General features: G+C 65.3%; 20 protein-coding genes. 9 read left to right on the forward strand and 11 right to left on the reverse strand.

Features of this window, described 5'->3' with window-relative positions; all coding sequences use genetic code 11:
* Nucleotides 1-73 precede the first annotated feature (73 nt).
* Nucleotides 74-268: a DUF1127 domain-containing protein gene (locus J6595_RS07775; protein ID WP_209594150.1), complete on the forward strand. Its 195-nt coding sequence runs from the start codon at nt 74-76 to the stop codon at nt 266-268.
* A gap of 23 nt (nt 269-291) precedes the next feature.
* On the opposite strand, the gene J6595_RS07780 is transcribed toward J6595_RS07775, so the two are convergent.
* The 3 genes from J6595_RS07780 to J6595_RS07790 form a co-directional block, all read right to left on the reverse strand.
* Nucleotides 292-1,137, reverse strand: coding sequence for a transcriptional regulator (locus J6595_RS07780; RefSeq protein ID WP_209593903.1), 846 nt, complete (start codon nt 1,135-1,137; stop codon nt 292-294).
* Between the two features lie 328 nt (nt 1,138-1,465).
* Entirely contained in the window at nt 1,466-1,924 is a 459-nt protein-coding gene (rplS, locus tag J6595_RS07785) for a 50S ribosomal protein L19 (protein ID WP_209593904.1), read from the reverse strand.
* Nucleotides 1,925-2,081: 157 nt separating this feature from the next.
* Nucleotides 2,082-3,479: a hypothetical protein gene (locus J6595_RS07790; RefSeq protein ID WP_245197703.1), complete on the reverse strand. Its 1,398-nt coding sequence runs from the start codon at nt 3,477-3,479 to the stop codon at nt 2,082-2,084.
* A gap of 206 nt (nt 3,480-3,685) precedes the next feature.
* Between J6595_RS07790 and trhO the strand changes: the two genes are divergently transcribed.
* Entirely contained in the window at nt 3,686-4,567 is an 882-nt protein-coding gene (gene trhO / locus J6595_RS07795; RefSeq protein ID WP_209594152.1) for an oxygen-dependent tRNA uridine(34) hydroxylase TrhO, read from the forward strand.
* Between the two features lie 64 nt (nt 4,568-4,631).
* Here trhO and J6595_RS07800 read toward each other — a convergent pair whose 3' ends face one another.
* Both J6595_RS07800 and ftsY read right to left on the reverse strand, forming a co-directional pair.
* A complete protein-coding gene (locus J6595_RS07800; RefSeq protein WP_209594153.1) occupies nt 4,632-5,234 on the reverse strand; it encodes a septation protein A in 603 nt (200 codons plus the stop codon).
* A gap of 392 nt (nt 5,235-5,626) precedes the next feature.
* Nucleotides 5,627-6,799 (reverse strand): signal recognition particle-docking protein FtsY, encoded by a 1,173-nt coding sequence (gene ftsY / locus J6595_RS07805; RefSeq protein ID WP_342453138.1) that lies wholly within the window; start codon nt 6,797-6,799, stop codon nt 5,627-5,629.
* 6 nt (nt 6,800-6,805) lie between these two features.
* Between ftsY and J6595_RS07810 the strand changes: the two genes are divergently transcribed.
* Complete coding sequence (locus tag J6595_RS07810) at nt 6,806-7,078, forward strand: hypothetical protein (RefSeq protein WP_209593905.1); 273 nt, start codon at nt 6,806-6,808, stop codon at nt 7,076-7,078.
* Here the strand turns inward: J6595_RS07810 and J6595_RS07815 are convergent.
* The 6 genes from J6595_RS07815 to J6595_RS07840 all read right to left on the reverse strand — a co-directional run bounded on the left by J6595_RS07815 (nt 7,060) and on the right by J6595_RS07840 (nt 11,992).
* Nucleotides 7,060-7,356, reverse strand: coding sequence for a hypothetical protein (locus J6595_RS07815; RefSeq protein ID WP_209593906.1), 297 nt, complete (start codon nt 7,354-7,356; stop codon nt 7,060-7,062). The two genes, J6595_RS07810 and J6595_RS07815, sit on opposite strands and share 19 nt — an antisense overlap.
* Nucleotides 7,357-7,373: 17 nt before the next feature.
* Nucleotides 7,374-8,672, reverse strand: coding sequence for a tRNA (N(6)-L-threonylcarbamoyladenosine(37)-C(2))-methylthiotransferase MtaB (gene mtaB, locus J6595_RS07820; RefSeq protein WP_209593907.1), 1,299 nt, complete (start codon nt 8,670-8,672; stop codon nt 7,374-7,376).
* A complete protein-coding gene (gene dapF, locus J6595_RS07825; protein WP_245197734.1) occupies nt 8,672-9,535 on the reverse strand; it encodes a diaminopimelate epimerase in 864 nt (287 codons plus the stop codon). Before dapF ends, mtaB begins: the two co-directional genes overlap by 1 nt.
* A gap of 190 nt (nt 9,536-9,725) precedes the next feature.
* Entirely contained in the window at nt 9,726-10,406 is a 681-nt protein-coding gene (locus J6595_RS07830) for a LysM peptidoglycan-binding domain-containing protein (protein WP_209593909.1), read from the reverse strand.
* 23 nt (nt 10,407-10,429) lie between these two features.
* A complete protein-coding gene (locus J6595_RS07835) occupies nt 10,430-10,765 on the reverse strand; it encodes a hypothetical protein (RefSeq protein ID WP_209593910.1) in 336 nt (111 codons plus the stop codon).
* A gap of 147 nt (nt 10,766-10,912) precedes the next feature.
* Nucleotides 10,913-11,992 carry an endonuclease/exonuclease/phosphatase family protein gene (locus J6595_RS07840; RefSeq protein WP_209593911.1) on the reverse strand — a complete coding sequence of 360 codons (1,080 nt, stop codon included), beginning with the start codon at nt 11,990-11,992 and terminating at the stop codon, nt 10,913-10,915.
* Between the two features lie 601 nt (nt 11,993-12,593).
* Between J6595_RS07840 and ffh the strand changes: the two genes are divergently transcribed.
* The 6 genes from ffh (at nt 12,594) to trmD (ending at nt 18,206) form a co-directional block, all read left to right on the forward strand.
* The gene (gene ffh / locus J6595_RS07845; RefSeq protein ID WP_209593912.1) at nt 12,594-14,147 is read left to right on the forward strand and encodes a signal recognition particle protein; all 1,554 of its coding nucleotides are present in this window, start codon (nt 12,594-12,596) and stop codon (nt 14,145-14,147) included.
* A gap of 101 nt (nt 14,148-14,248) precedes the next feature.
* Nucleotides 14,249-14,644, forward strand: coding sequence for a 30S ribosomal protein S16 (gene rpsP / locus J6595_RS07850; RefSeq protein WP_209593913.1), 396 nt, complete (start codon nt 14,249-14,251; stop codon nt 14,642-14,644).
* Between the two features lie 236 nt (nt 14,645-14,880).
* Nucleotides 14,881-16,365 carry a sensor domain-containing diguanylate cyclase gene (locus J6595_RS07855; protein ID WP_209593914.1) on the forward strand — a complete coding sequence of 495 codons (1,485 nt, stop codon included), beginning with the start codon at nt 14,881-14,883 and terminating at the stop codon, nt 16,363-16,365.
* Nucleotides 16,366-16,582: 217 nt separating this feature from the next.
* Nucleotides 16,583-17,212, forward strand: a complete 630-nt coding sequence (gene rimM, locus J6595_RS07860; RefSeq protein WP_209594155.1) for a ribosome maturation factor RimM — start codon at nt 16,583-16,585, stop codon at nt 17,210-17,212.
* Nucleotides 17,212-17,514 (forward strand): putative quinol monooxygenase, encoded by a 303-nt coding sequence (locus J6595_RS07865; RefSeq protein ID WP_209593915.1) that lies wholly within the window; start codon nt 17,212-17,214, stop codon nt 17,512-17,514. Before rimM ends, J6595_RS07865 begins: the two co-directional genes overlap by 1 nt.
* Nucleotides 17,514-18,206 carry a tRNA (guanosine(37)-N1)-methyltransferase TrmD gene (trmD, locus tag J6595_RS07870; RefSeq protein ID WP_209593916.1) on the forward strand — a complete coding sequence of 231 codons (693 nt, stop codon included), beginning with the start codon at nt 17,514-17,516 and terminating at the stop codon, nt 18,204-18,206. The genes J6595_RS07865 and trmD overlap by 1 nt, the downstream gene beginning before the upstream one ends.
* Nucleotides 18,207-18,516 lie beyond the last annotated feature (310 nt).

The following is an 18,516-nucleotide window of genomic DNA, read 5'->3' on the forward strand; positions in this document are numbered from 1 at the left end:
CCCGGCGATGACGCTGCAAATGAATGAACCCGTGCGTGCCAGGCAGGCAAGTGCGGATCTTTATGCGGAGGAGATGACGGAGGCGTCGAAGCGCTTGCGACCTCGCAGAGAGCGGCAATCGCCGCCACTCTTGCTGCGCCTTCTTCGCAAATGGACTCGCCGTCGAAGCCGGCTCGCTCTGTCGGAATTGAGCGACTGTCAGCTGCGCGACATCGGGGTCAGTCGGCAAGAGGCACTGACCGAAGCGGGCAAGCCATTCTGGCGATAGGTCTGTCGCCATCTCGCCGGGGATCACTCCGAAACGATCATCGCCTCGATGAAGCGCGGTGTTGCCTTCGCCTCGACATCGGCCTCGCGCACCAGCCCGTCGAAATGCCGGGTCAGCTCCAGAACCTGACGACGCTCGGCGAAGACGAGATAGAAGCGGCCAACATAGACGCTTGCCTGCAAGGGGCCGAAGATCGTCACCGGCGCGGAGAACACCTTCTTGCGGTCGAAGAGATAGAGCCTCAGCGAGGGGTAGAGTTCGTCGGTCAGCTCTGCGAGGCGCCTCAGCTGCCCGCGCCGTTCTTCGGCCGAAAGGCCCCGCCAGTAGCCTTCGCCGGCGGCAAAGCCTTCCAAAGTGTCGATCGGCATGGCGATCTCGTAGTCGGTGTCGGGCGCGCGCAGATAGCCGAGCCTGTCGCGCATGTCGGCGATCGCCTGGTCGGAGGTGCGGCCGACGAAGTCGCCATATTCGAAGCGCAAGACGGCTTCCGACTTCAGCATGTCCGGCAGGGTGGCCGGCACGTGGCGGATCTTGTAGCCGCGCGCCTCTTCGTGCCAGCGGAAGATCCGCTCGTCGGATGGAGCCCGGGCCGCCTCTTCCATGCGCATGGCTGCCTGAAGCATGTCGGCGCCGCGCTCGTGCCGGTCGGTGAGGCCGAGCAGCCAGTCCGACGAGACGGCGAGCGCGCTGGCGCATTCGGCGGCAAATTGCGCATTGGGCAACCGCCCGTCTTCGGCGGAAAGGGCGAGCGAGACAGTCGAGCGATCGGATGAGGTTGCGCGGGCAAGGCCGCTCTTGGTCATGCCGGCCGCCTGCATCGCGCTGGCGAGGCGGTCGCGGAAAAGACGGGAACGGTCGCGCTTGTCCATGGCACTTGGTGATTTTTGTAACGGCTATGCCAGTTCTAGCCCGTTTCGTGACCGCACCCAAGCGACTTGCGCGAAACATCCTCCCTGAGGCAGCCGGCGTCCGGCCGGTCAGCGGGCGTTGTTCGGGATCGGGCGTCATCGCGCCGGCAGAGAGGTCATCTGCGTCGCTCGGCGAGGGCCGCAGACTTCGACGCTCCTGATCAGGCTATGGTCTTCACGTCCGGCTGAGGTCCCCCTGCCAAAAGCCAATTTTCCCCACGTGCTGCTCGAAACAAAAAAAGGCGGCCGAAGCCGCCTTTGAAACGTATCAGACGTCTAGTCGCAGAGCTTACTCGGCGGCGGTCTTGGCCGCTTCCTTCTCGGCCTTGGCCTTGTCGCGCGCCTCGGCGGCGATCTGGCGGGCGTCGTCGTTCAGCTTGCGGGCGCGGGCGTTGGTGGCCTCGACGATACGGGCCGACTTGCCGCGGCGATCGCGCAGGTAATAGAGCTTGGCGCGGCGGACCTTGCCGCGGCGCACGACATCGACCGATTCGAGCATCGGCGAATAGACCGGGAAGACGCGCTCGACGCCCTCGCCATAGGAGATCTTGCGGACGGTGAAATTTTCCTGCAGGCCCGAGCCGGAGCGGGCGATGCACACGCCCTCATAGGCCTGGACGCGGGTGCGCGTGCCTTCCGTGACGCGGACATTGACGCGAACGGTATCACCGGCGGAAAATTCCGGAATCTTGCGGATGGCTTCGATGCGGGAGGCTTCGGCGGCCTCGAGTTCGGAGATGATGTTCATGGCATAGCCTCAATTCGTTTCACGCCGGGGTCATTTGCAACCCGACATGGCCGCCGTGACGGTCAGGTTATTCTGAGGAAATCGGGTGCGCTCATATACGGCTTCGGCGGGTTTGTCACTAGCCGGACGGCAAATTCGCCGATCGCGATGGCACCGTTCATGACAGGCCGGCGAAGACGACGAGGACGACCGAGACCACCGCCATGACCCAGAGCGTGAAGGCGCGGTTCCATACGAGGCCGACCGTCAGCGCGTTGGTGTGGCCGAGGCGGCCGACGAGGAGGGTCGTCGCCGTGAAGGGCGATGTCGCGCCGGCCAGCGCCCAGCCGGCGGTGATCGCCGCCACGAAAAGATTGGGGGAGATCCCGAGCGATGCGGGCGCCGGCAGAAGCGGCGCGAGCATGGAAACCGACAGGATCGGGTTCATGCCGAACTGGCCGAGCAGCGGAACGATGAAGACCGGGGCGATGAGGACGAGCCAGACCGGCAGTCCGGAAAGATCGACCGAATGGCCGGAGGCGAGCGGCTGGATCAGCGCCGCGCCCAGTGTTCCGATGACGCCGGCCATGACGAGGAGCACGAGTTCGGACCGGTAGGAGGGAAACTCCACCAGCGACAACCGCTTCAGCCGCCGCAAGGTCTCGGGAAGATTGCCGGCTTCATATGCGATCCAGCCGATCGAGATCAGCGGCACGAAGGCCATGACGATCGCGATGATGGCAAGCCCGGTGAGATATTCCAGAATGCCGACCCCGGCAAAGAGCAGGACGAGGAGCATCAGCAAGGGGGCGAGGTCGCGGGCGCTACCGATCGGCGTCTTGCGGGCAGGGGCCGGTCCGCTCAGTTTCGGCTTGTAGAGCGTGTCGAGGGCCCAGCCGACGAAGATCAGGATCGCCGCGAAGAGAAGGGCGTAGGGGGCAACGCCGCCCCAGCTCGAACCGGCAATTACCGAGGTGGTGATCGCCGTCGCGAAGGCCAGCGGCGACCAGCACAAAGAGGCGCACAGGCCCCGCTGCACGGCGAGCAGCATACGCCGGTTTCGGATCTCGCGAATCTCCTCGTTCTTCTCCTTGCCGGCGATCGCCTCGGTCAGTCCGCCGAGAAGGGTGATCGAGCCGTAATTGAGAATCAGCGCGAAGAGATGGCCGCCGATGGTCAGCGCCAGATAGCGCTTGCCCGGCGGCTGACTGGCCAGAAACTGGCCGCAGCGCTCGATCGCCGGCGAGGCGGCAGCGGGCGTGCGCAGGCTGGCAAGGGCGATGAAGAAGGTGGAGATGAACGCGCCCTGGGCCGCGGCCTTTTCGAGGACCGCTGGCCAGTCGTCGAGAAAGGCGACCACGAGGCCGGCGAGAACCAGCCCGATCACGACGAAAGCCTGCCGCGACCAGTGGGCAAAGGGCATTGCGATCAGGACGAAGGCGGCAAGGCCGATCGCGGCCACGGCGGCGCCGATCTCGGAGCCGATCCATTCGCGGAGGATGACGGCCACCCCGGTGACGAGGAGGAGGGCGCCGAGAATTTTGTCGAGCACGGGCTGAACCAGGCGGGCGGGCATGAACGCCGGACCGGCTTGCGGCGGCGATGTCGAGATTTCTACATAACGCCGGCAGCGGCGCGCGCAAGAAAGATGCTGCAAGGCAGGGGTGGGGTGGGCGCATGGCCGAAATGCCGGCATCGTTCGAAATCTGTTGCGCCGCGTTCCATGGCGGCGGAGCGGATTGCCGAATTGCGATCGGCGCGCCCTGGGGCTATCACGCCGCCATGCCTTACTCCGTCGCCGCCTTTTACCGTTTTCTGCCGCTCGAGGACCTCGAATCGCTGCGTGCCGGGCTCCTCGCTTTCTGCCGCGAGCGGGCTCTGCGCGGCACGATCCTGATCGCGCCCGAGGGTGTCAACGGCACGGTCGCGGGTGAGCCGGCGGCGATGACCGCGTTCCTCGCCGAGCTGTCCCGTCGCTTCGCTCTCACCGAGGAGCATCTGCGGATCTCATCGGCCAGCGACTGGCCTTTCGCCCGCATGAAGGTGCGCATCCGGCCGGAGATCATCACTTTGCGCGACGAGGCCGGCGACCCCACCGAGAAGACCGGCGTCCATGTCGCCCCCAAGGACTGGAACGCCCTGATCGCCGATCCGGGCGTCGTCCTTCTCGATACCCGCAATCGCTACGAGACCAAGGTCGGCATCTTCGAGGGCGCCATCGATCCCGGCATCGACCAGTTCACCGACTTCAAGCGCTATGTCGAGGAACAGCTCGATCCGCAAAAGCAGCAAAAGATCGCGATGTTCTGCACCGGCGGCATTCGCTGCGAGAAGGCCTCGGCCTTCATGCTGGAGAAGGGCTTTGCCGAGGTCTACCAGCTGAAGGGCGGCATCCTGTCCTATCTCGAACAGGTGCCCGAAGCCGACAGCCGCTGGCAGGGCGACTGCTACGTCTTCGACGGCCGGGTGGCGCTGGGGCATGGCCTTGCCGAGACCGACTGGACCGCCTGCTTCGGCTGCGGAGCGCCGCTGTCGGCGGAAGACAGGGCCTCGCCGGAGTTCGAGGAGGGCGTTTCTTGCCCGGTTTGTGCGGGCGAAAAGAGCGAAGCGGAAAAAGCGGCGCTACGCGAGCGGCATCGTCAGATGACGGCCGGCGAGGGGTGAGGGGCCAAAGCTCGACTTCTCTCCCGCGCTCGAGAGAGAATGTGCGAGCGCTCAGCCGCCTTCGTCAATCTTTCGCCTTCCCAAGCGGCTCGGTCGCGTGGCGTTTGATCAGCGGGAGCTGGGTGAGCATGAAGACGATCGTGATCGGCATGGTCGCCCAGACCTTGAAGTTGACCCAGAAGTCGGTCGAGAAGTTGCGCCAGACGACCTCGTTGAGGACGGCCAGGAAGATGAAGAACAGGCCCCAGCGCAAGGTCAGCTTGCGCCAGCCCTCCTCGTCGAGCTTGAAGGCCTGATCGAAGACGTAGCCGAGCAGCGACTTGCCGAAGAGGAGACCGCCGAGAAGCACGCAGCCGAACAGCGCGTTGACGATGGTCGGCTTCATCTTGATGAAGGTCTCGTCCTGCAGCCAGAGCGTCAGGCCACCGAAGACGAGAACGACGGCGAGCGTCACCAGCGGCATGATCGGCAGCGTCCGGGTGATCGCCCAGGACACCGCCAGCGAAATCACCATCGCCGCCATGAACAAAGCCGTCGCGATGAACAGCGGACCGCCGAGATCGCCGAGGATCGGGAAGGCGCGGGCGAGATCCTCGCCCCGCGAATTGGCGAAGAAGAAGACGAGTAGCGGCCCAAGCTCCAGCGCGAATTTCAGGAACGGGTTCATCTCCTTGCGGCCGGGCTTGTTGGGGTCGCGTTCCAAGATCCGTTGGTGCTGCTTTGCCTCGATCTGCGGACGCAGAACCTCGCCGGCGGCGTTGACCTTCAGCCGCGACAGGCCGCGCTCGAACCAGATCGGCAGCGAGGCGCTGGCCTCGGGGTCTTTCCCCTTGCCAGACGTGTCGTGAGCGTCGTTCTTCTTATGCTTCGTCATGTCAGCCTTGTCGCTTTTCGAGCCTCGCAGTCCAAGGCTTGGTCGGAGCGCCATCGAGAGCGCCGTGGGCCAGTGATCTTGCCGGTGCGTCCGGAACGAATCAAACCATTCAGTCGCTCACATGGCCCGCATCCGCGCCTGGCTCAAGGCCAGTCGGCACGCTTCACCGAATTGGCACCGCCATCTCATGGAGCGGAGACCGCTTCCGTCCCCGCAATCGCGCTGGCAAAATCCTTCGCCTTGAAGGGCTCCAGATCGTCGATGCCTTCGCCGACGCCGACGAAATAGACCGGCAGCCGGTGTTTGGCGGCGATGGCGACCAGGATGCCGCCACGGGCCGTGCCGTCGAGCTTGGTCATGACGAGCCCGTTGACGCCGGAGACGTTGCGGAAGATCTCGACCTGATTGAGCGCGTTCTGCCCGGTCGTCGCGTCGAGGGTCTGGAGCACGGTGTGCGGCGCGTCCGGCTCGCGTTTTCCAAGCACGCGGTTGATCTTTTCGAGCTCGGCCATCAGCTCGGCCTTGTTCTGCAGCCGGCCGGCGGTGTCGATGATCAGGACGTCGGAATCGTTTTCCACCGCCCGGTCATAGGCCTCGAAGGCAAGGCCCGCCGCATCGGCGCCGATCTGCTTGGCAATGACCTCGGAACCGGTGCGCTCGCCCCAGATCTTCAGCTGTTCGACGGCGGCGGCGCGGAAGGTGTCGCCAGCGCAGAGCGTGACCTTGAGGCCGCCGCGCGTCAGCTTGGCGGCGAGCTTGCCGATGGTGGTCGTTTTGCCGGTGCCGTTGACGCCGACGACGAGGATGACGTGCGGCTTCTTCTCCAGATCGAGTTCCAGCGGCTGGGCGACGGGCTGAAGCGTCTTTTCGATCTCCTCGGCGAGGATGCGGCGAACCTCCGCTCCGGAGACCTCCTTGCCATAGCGGCCTTCCGATAGCCGGTCGGTGATGCGCATGGCCGTCTCGACGCCGAGATCGGCCTGGATCAGGATGTCCTCGAAATCCTGAAGCGTATCCTCGTCGAGCCTGCGCTTGGTGAAGAGCGAGGTGATCGAACCGGTGAGCTGGTTCGAGGAGCGGGCGAGGCCCTGACGAAGGCGCTCCGCCCAGGAGATGCGCGGGGCCGGTGCGGCCGGCGCGGGATCCGCCGGCTTTTCCCGCAGCCGAAAGCCGGCATCGTCCGGCACGGGCGCACGCGGCGGAGCGGCTGGAACGACGGGCGCGACCGGTTCGACGCGCTCCTCGTCCTCTTCGGGCGGCAGATCCTCGTCCAGCCAGGAGAAATCGGCGCCGTCGTCGTCCGCGTCCTCGGCTCTTTCGGCGAAGGTCTCGTCGTCGTCAGGCTCTGCCGGCTCGATGCCGACGTGATCGTCCTCGGTGGCCGGCGCGACGTCCGGGGCTGCTTCCTCCGCTTCGGGCGAGGGCTCGCGCGTCGCGGTTTCGACCGGTTCGACACGTTCTTCGAGAAAGGAGAAATCCGCCTCTGTCTCCTCGACCGGCTCGGCGCGTTCGAGGAACGAGAAGTCGGCGCTCTCCTCGTCTTCGTCGTCATCGACGGCGCTGCCGGTTTCGGTTGCGGACCAGTGATCGTGCGGATCGGCGGCGAGTTCAGCGGGAACTACGGAGTTTTTTTTTGAGCCTCGTCGGACGGGCCGGTCTCAGCCTTCGTCGACGCTTCGTCTTCGCGTTGCTTCAGCGGCGTGATGCCGCCTTCGTCCGAGGGCTCCGCGCCCGCTTCGCTGTCGGCGATCGAGCTGGCGGCGGCCGTCGGCCGGACCTCGGGGTCCGGCGCCTCCTCGCGACCGAGCTCGACGTCGGACGGGCGAGGCGTATTGCCATGTTCCGGCGTGCGCTCTTCCTCGCTCTCGGAGCCGAAGGAGAAGATCCGCCGGAAGAAGCCCTTTTTCTCAGCCATGCCTGTCCTTCGTCATATTATCCGGCGTCTGCCGCCACGGGGCGCGCATCGGCTTTCTGCGCGAGCGCCACACCGTTTGATGTCTCTGTAATGATAGCGTCGATGATCTCGCCGGGGAGGCCCTGGTCGATGCGACAGAGTGTGAAGTTTTCCGCGCGGCCGAGCCCCTCGCGCTCGATCAGAAGCTGTTGGCGGCTGCCGACGAGGCTTGCGAGATGCGCCGTGTGAGCCGTCTCGCCGGCGGCACGAAGCCGCGCCGCGCGCTCCTTGATGATGGACTTTTCCAGCTGCGGCATGCGGGCCGCCGGCGTTCCCTCGCGGGGCGAGAAGGGGAAGACATGCAGGAAGGTCAGTCCGCATTCCTTCACGATCGCCAGCGAGTTTTGAAACATCGCCTCGGTTTCGGTCGGAAAGCCCGCAATGATGTCGGCGCCGAAGACGATGTCGGGACGCTTTTGCCGGATCTCGGCACAAAAGCGGATCGAATCGCCGCGTGAGTGGCGACGCTTCATCCGCTTCAGGATCATGTCGTCGCCGGCCTGCAGCGACAGATGCAGATGCGGCATCAGCCGGCGCTCGGAGGCGATCGCCTCGATCAGCGCCTCGTCCGCCTCGATCGAATCGATCGAGGACAGGCGCAGCCGCTTCAGATCCGGAACATGGCGCAGGATCGCCTGGATGAGGTCGCCGAGCTTCGGCGTGCCGGGAAGGTCGGCGCCCCAGCTGGTCATGTCGACGCCGGAAAGCACGACCTCGTTATAGCCGGCTCCGACCAGCCGCTTCATCTGCTCGACGACGGCGCCCATGGGTACCGAGCGCGAATTGCCCCGGCCGAAGGGAATGATGCAGAAGGTGCAGCGGTGGTCGCAGCCATTCTGGATCTGCACGATTGCGCGGGAGCGGCCCTCGATCGCGTCGATCATGTGACCGGCCGTCTCGGTGACGCTCATGATGTCGTTGACGCGGACCTTCTCCTCGGCCGAGACGCCGAAGTCGGGCAGCCTGGCGTAGCTCTCGGCCGAGAGCTTTTCCATGTTGCCGATGACGGCGTCGACTTCCGCCATCTCGGCGAAGCGGCCGGGCTCGGTCTGTGCCGCGCAGCCGGTGACGACAATCTTCGCGTCGGGGTTCTCCCGCCGGGCCTTGCGGATCTGCTGGCGGGCCTGGCGCACGGCTTCGGCCGTCACCGCGCAGGTGTTGAAGACGATGGCGCCGTGCGCGGTCTCGCCAAGACCGGCGGTCTCGGCCTCGCGCTTCATCACCGCCGACTCATAGGTGTTGAGCCGGCAGCCGAAGGAAACGATCTCGACGCCCATCAGCCGATCTCCCGCCCCTCGGCGGCGTCCCGGACGAAATTCCCGGTTTCGGGATCGAGCATTCCGGACCATTCCCATTCCGCCGGCCCGGTCATGATCACGTGCTCGTCCTCGCGCCACAGGATCGACAGCTTGCCACCCGGCTGGGTGACGGCGACCTCACGGTCCGTCCGCCGTGTGCGGGCGGCGGAGACAGCGGCGGCACAGGCGGCCGAGCCGCAGGCGCGGGTGAGCCCGACGCCGCGTTCCCAGGTGCGCATGGTCAGTGACGTCGGGGAGGTGATCTGCGCGATGGAGATGTTCGCCCGCGCGGGAAAGATCGGATGGTTCTCGAGGATCGGCCCGAAGCGGTCGAGCGCCAGGGCGTCAACGTCGCCCTTCACCCAGAAGATCGCATGGGGGTTGCCCATCGAGACCACAGACGGCGAATGCAGGACCGGCGCGTCGATCGGGCCGATCTGGAGTTCGATCGCCCTTGTGTCGCGAAACTCCTCGGCGAGCGGGATGTCTTGCCAACCGAAGCGCGGCTTGCCCATGTCGACCGAGATCAGCCCGTCCTCATGCTCCTCGGCGAGGAGGAGCCCGGCCGGTGTCTCGAAGGTGAAGCGGGTCTGCCCGGTTTCGGCGGAAAGCGCCTGGACGACGCAACGCGTGCCGTTGCCGCAGGCCTCGGCCTCGGACCCGTCGGCATTGATGATGCGGACATAGGCGTCCGTGCCGGGCGTCTTTGCCTGATGAATGGCCATGATCTGATCGAAATGTGTCTCGGCCCGGCCGGCAAGGGCGATCGCCGCGTCAGGCCGGACGCGGGCCGTCGTCTCGCGCATGTCGACGACGAGAATTTCGTTGCCGCAACCATTCATGCGGGCAAAGGGGACGGAAGGCACTGCCAAGGCTTTGAAACCGGAGTCTTTAAGCGGAAATCTGAGCCTATATGGCAAGAAACGCCGGCGATTGCTACCGCCGGCGTGCCAAGGCGTTACCAGTGTCCGCTCGATCCCGGGCGTGTCGAATCTCTGCCGCCGTCGAAGACGGCGCGTGCCGTTCCGAAGCTCAGGGGCGAACGTCGAACGGCGGAGCGACGGCCTTCCAGGACCCGTCCTCGCCGCGCACCGAAAGCTGGTAGCGCTCGCCGTTCATGTCGTCAGGCAGTTTCACTGCCGCCTGAAGCGTACCGTCGGGTGTCGTGCGGGCCTTGTCGAGTTCGGTAAAAGCGGCGCCGGGATTGCCGCCGCCGATGAGGACGGGCGAATCCTTCGGCAGGCCGGTGGCCGAGACCGTCACCGTCGTGCCGGGGGTGGGCGAAGCCGGGTCCAGCGACACTTCGGCCGGCTGCTGGCCGTCGCTGAGACCAAGCCGCGAGCCGAGATCGCGAATGTTGGACTGAAGCTGCGGATTCTCGTTGAGGAAGCCCTCGACCGACGACTTCACTCTCGAGCCGACATTGTCCGCCGCCTGCGAGAGCTGTTGGCCGGCGCTCGACGCCATCGACGACAGCTTGTCCATCGGCCCGGTGAGGCTGACCGACTGGCCGACGCGCAGGTCGGCCGAGGAGTCGATCCGAGGATTGGCCCGCAAGATCAGGCCTTCGCTGACATCGCAGCGCGACGCGATGGCGCTGATCGTATCGCCCGGTTCGACGACGGTTTCCTTGCCGCAGCTGTCCGCCGCCCAGGATTGGGCGGCGGAACCGAGAACGAGGAGACCGGCGACTGCGAAGCTGCGTTTCATCATGGAAGTTCTCCTCGATCCTGCGATCAATTCGAGGTCGCCGGAGCGCTGCCGCCGCCGGCGTCGTTGCCCCCGGCCGGAGCTGTCGTCGTCTCGCCACCTGTGCTCGAAGCGCCGCCGGCGCTGTCGGCCGCGGGTGCGCTCTCGCTGGAGGCCGGAGCGCTGGTCGTGGCTTCCCCGCCACCGCCGGCGCCGCCGAAATAATTGCCGTTGAGGAGGAAGTATCCTCCGACGATCACGACGACGATGACGATACCGGCGATCAGCCAGCCGGATCCGCCGCCGCCGCCGCCGCTACCCCGGTCATTGTTGATGATTGTCGTGCGATCGTTTTCCGGCGGGCGGCCGTTGACGTTGCTCATTGCATTCCTGACCTTTGCTTGCAGAACCGCTTCGTCTCTCTCCGGCCATTTCTTGGCCTGGACTTGAGCGATCGCGTCTGCGTCTCCCTACATCGGCAAGAATGTCGGGTGGCGGCTATCGTTCCCCGCCAGCACCTTGTGCAACCATCATTTTTCCCAATCGGTGCCGATCGCGTCGCGGTCTAGCTGCTTGGAATTCTCCACCGTATCCTGTGCCTCGGCACGATCGGCCTCGTCGGCCTCTTCTGGATACTCTGCCCCATCCGCGTCGCGGGTGAGGGCCAGCGCGAAAAGCATCGGAAAGTGGTCCGATCCAATATGGTCGAGCCGCTTCATAGAGACCAGATCGAAGCGCGCATTGTGGAAAAGATGATCGAGCGGCCAGCGCAGGAGCGGGTAGCGCGAATCGAAGGTGTTGTAGAAGCCGCGCCCGACACGCGGATCGAGCAGCCTGGAGATTCTCTGGAAATGCCGCGTCGTATGCGACCATGCGACGTCGTTGAGATCGCCGCAGACGATCGCCGGCAGCTTGTCCGCATCGACGAGCCGCGCGACCTGAACGAGTTCGGCATCCCTGCCGGCGGAATCGGCGTGCGGCACCGGCGGCTCGGGATGAACGCAGTAGAGGCGAAAATCCTCGCCGCTTCGCAGGGTCACGCGGGCGATGATCGAGGGGACCTTCTTCATGACGAGTTCGGCAATGCGCACATCGGAAAGCTCGAGTCGCGAATAGAGGATCATGCCGTAGCTGTTGTCATAGGGGCGGGCGACGACGTTCGGCATCGTCTCGCCAAGCGGCTCCAGCGCTTCCGCCCAGCCCTCGTCCACCTCCATGAACAGCGCCAGATCGGGCGCTTCGCGATTCACCAGATCGAGCGCGTCCTGATAGCGCCGATTGGACATCTTGACGTTATAGGACAGGATCGAGACGACTTCGGGGTCCTCCGGCTCGCCCTCGTATCGTTTCGATTGCACCGAGCGGATCGGCGAAAACTGCGCGATGCAGGCCGCCTGTACGCCCGCGACGATGAACAGGCCGCCGATGATCCAGTCCCGGCCGGGAGCGGGGATAAGCCAGAATGCCAGGACGGCGAGGACGATGGCGAGCGCCAGGATCTGAAGGCGCGGGAACGAGAACACCCGGACGAAGCCGTGGGATATGCGAAGAAACGAAATTCCGGTCGCAGCCAGAAGGAACAGGGTGAGGACTGCGAAGACATAGATCATCTCGTGCGTTCGCTCCGGCTGGCGTTGGATGGCTCGGCGAGCCTTTCGAGGCGCTCTCTCCAACCTATTCCGCGGATGGCCATCTTCCATGGGTTGCGAATGGAATTGTCACTTTCATCGTGTCGCCGGCTGTCGATCTCTAGCGGTGGCGCAGCTTTGCGTCGCGCTGGTCGCACCTTTCGGCGCCATTGGGGGCAGGGAGTGGGGAGGGAGCGGAGAGAGGGCCGCGCCACGGCCGCGAGCGCCGTCTTCGCATCGACGGGGATTGAAACATTCGCAGCGACTTGCGCGGTCTTTCGAAGGGGGCCTCGCGCGGGCGGCGCGGCCCCAATCGTGCCGCCACCTTGACATATGCCTCCCGTCCTGCTTGAAACCCCGCAAATCCGCGACATGCCGTCCGCGACCCGCCGACCGGGCCCCTCGTCCTGACAGGAAGCACCTGACAAGGATCCACGAGCCGCCCGGAGGTCAACATCCCCCAGCGAGTGTCGCTCGGGGATGCATTCGTGCTTTGCGCTCCTTTGAGCGGGCATGAGGGTTTGCGTGCCGGCCGTCGCTGCCCCACCTTCCGGATAACACCGGAAGGACGGAAGGAAGCTTGATGTTCGATTCACTCCAGGACCGCCTCGGGTCCATCCTGAACGGCCTCACCGGCCGCGGCGCGCTCTCCGACAAGGATGTGTCGGCGGCGCTGCGCGAGGTGCGCCGGGCGCTTCTGGAGGCCGACGTCTCGCTCGAAGTCGTGCGTGGCTTCACCGATCGTGTGCGCGAAAAGGCGGTCGGCGCCGAGATCCTGAAGTCGATCAAGCCCGGCCAGATGGTCGTCAAGATCGTCCATGACGAGCTGGTCGCGACGCTCGGCGAAACCCAGGTGCCGATCGATCTCAACGCGCCGGCCCCGGTCGTCGTGATGATGGTCGGCCTGCAGGGCTCGGGCAAGACGACGACCTCCGGCAAGATCGCCAAGCGGCTGACCGAGCGGCAGGGCAAGAAGGTCCTGATGGCCTCGCTCGACACGCGCCGGCCGGCCGCGCAGGAGCAGCTCAAGGTTCTCGGCGAGCAGACCGGCGTCGCGACGCTGCCGATCATCGCCGGGCAGGGACCGGTCGAGATCGCCGCGCGGGCCGAGCAGGCCGGCCGCCTCGGCGGCTACGACGTCGTCATCCTCGACACCGCCGGTCGGACCCATATCGACGAGCCGCTGATGGTCGAGATGGCCGACATCAAGGCCAGGACCAGGCCGCACGAGATCCTGCTGGTCGCCGACAGTCTCACCGGCCAGGACGCGGTCAATCTCGCCCGCTCCTTCGACGAGCGGGTGGGGATCACCGGCATCGTTCTGACCCGCGTCGATGGCGACGGTCGCGGCGGCGCGGCGCTTTCCATGCGCGCCGTCACCGGCAAGCCGATCAAGCTGATCGGCGTCGGCGAGAAGATGGACGCGCTGGAGGATTTCCATCCCTCGCGCATCGCCGACCGCATCCTCGGCATGGGTGACATCGTCTCGCTGGTCGAAAAGGCCGCCGAAAACATCGACGCGGAAAAAGCCGCGGCGATGGCCAAGAAGATGCAGTCGGGCAAGTTCGATCTGAACGATCTCGCCGATCAGATCGGCCAGATGCAGAAGATGGGCGGCATGGGCGGCATGATGGGCCTGATGCCCGGCATGGGCAAGATGAAGAACCAGATGGCCGCCGCCGGCCTCGACGACAAGATGCTGAAGCGCCAGCTCGCCATCATCTCCTCGATGACCAAGGCCGAGCGCGCCAATCCCGACCTTCTCAAGCATAGCCGCAAGAAGCGCATCGCCGCCGGCTCGGGCACGAGTGCTGCCGACATCAACAAGCTTTTGAAGATGCACCGCCAGATGGCCGACATGATGAAGTCCATGGGCAAGGGCGGCAAAGGCGGAATGATGAAGCAGATGATGGGCGGCCTTGCCGGCAAGATGGGGCTGCCCGGCGGCGGCATGCCGGGCGGAATGCCGGATCTGTCGAAGATGGACCCCAAGGAACTCGAAGCCCTGGCCAAGGCCGCGCAATCCGGCGGCATGCCGGGCATGCCGAAGGGCCTGCCGCCAGGTTTCGGCGGTCCCGGCGGCGGCATGCCGGGGGGCTTTCCGGGCCTGCCCGGCCTGCCGGGCAAGAAGAAATAGCGGGGCCTTAGGCCTCGCCTGACATCATCAGAATTCAACCGATACGGATGCCGGCGACACAAGAAGGCCGGTGCCGAAAAAACCGAAGAAGGAAATGAAGAATGCCCCTGAAGATGCGCCTTGCCCGTGCCGGCTCGAAGAAGCGCCCCTACTACCACATCGTCGTCGCCGACGCCCGCTCGCCCCGCGACGGCCGCTTCATCGAGCAGATCGGTGCGTGGAACCCGATGCTGCCGAAGGACGCCGAGCGCGTCACCTTGAAGGAAGACCGCATCAAGCACTGGCTCGGCGAAGGCGCCCAGCCGACCGATCGCGTGCTGCGCTTCCTCGACAAGGCCGGCATCGCGTCGCGCCCCGAGCGCAAGAACCCGACCAAGGGCCTTCCGGGCAAGAAGGCGCAGGAGCGCGAGGCCGAGCGCAAGCAGAAGGAAGAGGATGCCGCGGCGGCGGCTGCCGAGGCTGCGGCCGCGCCGGCTGAGGAAGCATCGGCCGAGTAAGGCTGCGAGCCCTTCGTCTGCATCGATTCGAAACGATCTTCATGGGCGGCGCGTTTTGCGCCGCCCATTTTCTTTCGTAAGGGTAGGTTTACGGAATTTTAACACTGCAACTCGACGCTAAGGACTGCTAAAAATAAGGGGGCACGTGGCGATTCGATCGTCGTCGCGTCGGTTCGAACCGGCAGCCGGATGCTCGGCGCCGGACCATGGATCCCCTTTTTGCGGAACACATGCGCATGGACAATCGAGCGGATGCCGAATGGATCGGTGACGTCTTCCAGCTTGCGCCACTGCCGCTCTGGCTGGAGGATTTCAGCGACGTCAAAGCCTTGCTGGAAGAGTTCCGGCTCGGCGGCGTGGAAGACCTTCGCGCCCATCTGATCGCGAATCCGGACCTCGTGCGCAAGGCGGCCCGGTCCATCAAGGTCGTCGCCGTCAACGACAAGACCGTCGAGCTCTTCAAGGCCGCCGATGCCGACGATCTCATCGCCAATCTCGACAAGGTTTTCTCCGGCGACATGATGTCGTCGCATATGGGCGAACTTTGCCAGATTTGGGTGCGGGACGACGGCTTCGAGAGCCAGGCCGTCAACTATACGCTCTCCGGCCAGCGGCTGGACGTTCAGCTCAAGGCGCGGGTTCTGCCGGGCCACGAGCAGGACTGGAGCCGCGTCCTGCTCTCGACCGAGGACGTCACGGAGCGCGAGGAGAGCCGTCGCCTGCTCGCATCCAGCGAGGCCTTTTCCCGGGGCTTGTTCGAGCATTCGCCGATCTCGCTCTGGGTGGAGGACTTCTCCGTCGTCAAAGCGCTGATCGACGAGGTTCGCGAGCGAGGCGTCACGGATTTCCGCACCTTCCTCGACGTTCATCCCGAATTCGTCTCCCGCTGCATGAGCGAGATCAAGGTGCTCGACGTCAACCGCCACACCCTCGAGCTCTTCAAGGCGCAGGACCAAAAGGATCTTTTCAGCCGTCTGGGCGAGGTCTTCCGGGACGATATGGAGCAACATTTCCGCGAACAGCTGATCGATCTGTGGCACGGCAAGCTGTTCCAGCAGCGGGAAGTGGTGAACTATTCCCTCGACGGCGAGATACTTCACGTCCATCTGCAGTTCTCGGTGTTTCCCGGACGCGAGGCTGACTGGTCGCTCGTCCAGGTCGCGCTGACGGACATCACGGCCCGTAAAAAGGCCGAGGCCTATCTCGAATTCCTGGGCAAGCACGACATCCTGACGAAGCTTCACAATCGCTCGTTCTATGCCGACGAGTTGAACCGTCTGGAACGCAAGGGGCCGCATCCGGTGACGATCATCGCCGCCGATCTCAACGGGCTGAAGGTGGTCAACGATACGCTCGGCCATGCCGCCGGGGACGCGCTGCTTCGCCGGGCCGGGGAAGTTCTCGCCGAGGCGGTGAAAAAGCCCTACTGCTCGGCGCGGATCGGAGGCGACGAATTCATCATCTTGATGCCGGCGACGCAGGAGGCCGACGGTCACAAGATGATCGCCGACATCGAGGAGCTCGTCGACGTCAACAATCAGTTCTACGCCGGTCCCGCTCTGTCCTTCTCTCTCGGCCTGGCCACCTCGCTCCAGGTCGAGCGGCTCGAAGACGCGGTCAAGCGTGCCGACAAGCGCATGTACGAGGCGAAACGAAAGCACTACGCCGAGACGGATGCCGAGCGTGGCGGGCCCGGAGCACGCCTCGGTGAGACGCGCTGACGGCTTTCATTCGGGCCGGCCTCTGCGGCGCGATGATGGCCATCGGCGTGTGACCTCGTCACGACCGGTCGACGCGCCGGCTCGAACCGTCTATTGCCCTTCTCCTGCGCCCGGACGAAAATCTCGCAGAAGCGGGTGCAGACGATCGGGCGCGAGGCGCCTTCACGCGAATGGAACGACGACGCCCTTGTCTTCGAAATCACCGACCCGCGGGGATATGGCCGAGCCGGTCAGCCACGCCTCCGAGCGCCAACCTGTTCTCCTCGCGATCGTCGGCGGCGCCCATGGCATTCGCGGCGAATGCCGGGTGAAATCCTTCACCGAGGAGCCGGAAGCGTTCGGGCAATACGGCCCCCTGTTTGATGCCAAGGGCAACCGCTACACGGTGAAATCGGCGCGGCCGCAGAAGAACATGCTGCTCGTGCGCTTCGCCGAGATCGCCGATCGCAACGCCGCCGAGCGGCTGAACGGCACCGAGCTTTTCGTCGATCGCTCGTGCCTGCCCGAGCCCGAGGACGACGACGAGTTCTATCTCGACGATCTCGTCGGTCTCGACGCGCGCTCGCTGGAAGGTGAAGTTTTGGGGCGGATCGTCGCCACCCATAATTTCGGCGCCGGCGACATTCTGGAACTCGCCCAGGCCAAAGGGTCGACCGTGATGATCCCCTTTTCCGAAGCCGCCGTCCCGGACATCGACCTCGACGAAGGGACGATCGTCGTCGATCCCGTCGCGGCCGGCCTTGCACCGGGCCCTGAGGACGAGGACGAAGATGTCGGCCTTGGCGAGGCCGGCGAAGCAGCCGCCGGAAAAACAGCGGCCGGCCAACGAAGGAAAGAGGAAGAGTGATGATCATCGTGTCGGGAACCCTACGCCTGAGCCCCGAGGATCTTGCAAAGCTTCGCGATCAGGCGGCGATCGTTCTGACCGAGACCCGAGCCGAAACGGGCTGCCTCGTCTACGCCTTCGCCGAGGATCTGCTGGAGCCCGGCCTCGTTCGGATCTACGAGGAATGGGAGAGCCGCGAGGCGCTTGCCGCCCATGGCAAGGCGCCGCACATCGCCGCGTGGCATGAGGCGCTCGCCGGCGTCACCGTCCTTGGACGTGATCTGAAACTCGTCGAGGCCGGCAGGGCCGAGCCGCTCGGCTGATGGCCTTTCACGCGACGATCCTGACGCTTTATCCGGAGATGTTTCCCGGGCCGCTCGGCGTCTCGCTGGCGGGCCGGGCGCTGGAGCGCGGCGACGCCGTGATCGAGACCCGGCAGATTCGCGACTTCGGCAGGGGAAAGCACCGGGCCGTCGACGACACGCCGGCCGGTGGCGGTGCCGGCATGGTTCTGCGGGCCGACGTCCTTGCCGATGCCATCGACGCGTCTTCGCCCGCAGGCGATACCCGTCCTCGGCTGTTGATGAGCCCGCGCGGCCGGCCGCTGACGCAAGGCTTCGTGCGGGATCTGGCTGCGGGCGAGGGGGCGCTGATCGTCTGCGGACGCTTCGAGGGTATCGACGAGAGGATCATCGAGGGGCGCGGCCTCGTCGAAGTCTCGATTGGCGACTACGTGCTGTCGGGCGGCGAGATCGCCGCCATGGTGCTGCTCGACGCCGTAATCCGGCTTCTGCCCGGCGTCATGGGCAACGATCTGTCCGGGATCCATGAAAGCTTCGAGACACCGCTGCTCGAGCACCCGCATTACACACGGCCGGCAGAGTGGGAAGGGCGGGTGATCCCGCCGGTGCTCTCATCGGGCGATCATGGCGCAGTCGAGCGCTGGCGCCGCGCCGAGGCCGAGCGGATCACGCGCGAACGCCGACCCGATCTTATAGAGCGTGATCCCGAATAGTGGGAACCGGTTTTCGGAAAAGATCATGCCCCGACAAGAGGATAGAGCGGGAGGGTGAGCGAGGCTCATCTCACCCCGCTCTAGCCCCGAGAGGCCGGAGGGACGACGGCACGTCGTGATCTCCAGCCATTTCGACGCCATTTCGAGGGATGAGCGTCAGCGTCGGCGGGCGCGGCCAGTCGAGCGTTTCGGCCGCGTGGTCGAACGGCTGCGCTTCTGTGGGGCGGATGTCTGCGCATGGCCGGAGCGATCGGCAAAGAGGTCGCTTGCCTCGCCAGCTTCCGCAACCCGGTCATCGGACGCTTTTGCG

Origin of the sequence: Jiella mangrovi (assembly GCF_017815135.1) — a bacterium.
Taxonomy (GTDB): domain Bacteria; phylum Pseudomonadota; class Alphaproteobacteria; order Rhizobiales; family Rhizobiaceae; genus Jiella; species Jiella mangrovi.

What these genes read in the sequence shown, in the direction of transcription:
- J6595_RS07790 (WP_245197703.1), bottom strand. Translation starts at nt 3,479, where the DNA reads ATGCCCGCCCGCCTGGTTCAGCCCGTGCTCGACAAAATTCTCGGCGCC.
- J6595_RS07775 (WP_209594150.1), top strand. Translation starts at nt 74, where the DNA reads ATGACGGAGGCGTCGAAGCGCTTGCGACCTCGCAGAGAGCGGCAATCG.
- J6595_RS07780 (WP_209593903.1), bottom strand. Translation starts at nt 1,137, where the DNA reads ATGGACAAGCGCGACCGTTCCCGTCTTTTCCGCGACCGCCTCGCCAGC.
- rplS (WP_209593904.1), bottom strand. Translation starts at nt 1,924, where the DNA reads ATGAACATCATCTCCGAACTCGAGGCCGCCGAAGCCTCCCGCATCGAA.
- J6595_RS07855 (WP_209593914.1), top strand. Translation starts at nt 14,881, where the DNA reads ATGGACAATCGAGCGGATGCCGAATGGATCGGTGACGTCTTCCAGCTT.
- trmD (WP_209593916.1), top strand. Translation starts at nt 17,514, where the DNA reads ATGGCCTTTCACGCGACGATCCTGACGCTTTATCCGGAGATGTTTCCC.
- J6595_RS07840 (WP_209593911.1), bottom strand. Translation starts at nt 11,992, where the DNA reads ATGATCTATGTCTTCGCAGTCCTCACCCTGTTCCTTCTGGCTGCGACC.
- J6595_RS07815 (WP_209593906.1), bottom strand. Translation starts at nt 7,356, where the DNA reads ATGGCTGAGAAAAAGGGCTTCTTCCGGCGGATCTTCTCCTTCGGCTCC.
- mtaB (WP_209593907.1), bottom strand. Translation starts at nt 8,672, where the DNA reads ATGGGCGTCGAGATCGTTTCCTTCGGCTGCCGGCTCAACACCTATGAG.
- J6595_RS07865 (WP_209593915.1), top strand. Translation starts at nt 17,212, where the DNA reads ATGATCATCGTGTCGGGAACCCTACGCCTGAGCCCCGAGGATCTTGCA.
- dapF (WP_245197734.1), bottom strand. Translation starts at nt 9,535, where the DNA reads ATGAATGGTTGCGGCAACGAAATTCTCGTCGTCGACATGCGCGAGACG.
- J6595_RS07800 (WP_209594153.1), bottom strand. Translation starts at nt 5,234, where the DNA reads ATGAACCCGTTCCTGAAATTCGCGCTGGAGCTTGGGCCGCTACTCGTC.
- J6595_RS07830 (WP_209593909.1), bottom strand. Translation starts at nt 10,406, where the DNA reads ATGATGAAACGCAGCTTCGCAGTCGCCGGTCTCCTCGTTCTCGGTTCC.
- ffh (WP_209593912.1), top strand. Translation starts at nt 12,594, where the DNA reads ATGTTCGATTCACTCCAGGACCGCCTCGGGTCCATCCTGAACGGCCTC.
- rimM (WP_209594155.1), top strand. Translation starts at nt 16,583, where the DNA reads ATGGCCGAGCCGGTCAGCCACGCCTCCGAGCGCCAACCTGTTCTCCTC.
- J6595_RS07835 (WP_209593910.1), bottom strand. Translation starts at nt 10,765, where the DNA reads ATGAGCAACGTCAACGGCCGCCCGCCGGAAAACGATCGCACGACAATC.
- rpsP (WP_209593913.1), top strand. Translation starts at nt 14,249, where the DNA reads ATGCCCCTGAAGATGCGCCTTGCCCGTGCCGGCTCGAAGAAGCGCCCC.
- trhO (WP_209594152.1), top strand. Translation starts at nt 3,686, where the DNA reads ATGCCTTACTCCGTCGCCGCCTTTTACCGTTTTCTGCCGCTCGAGGAC.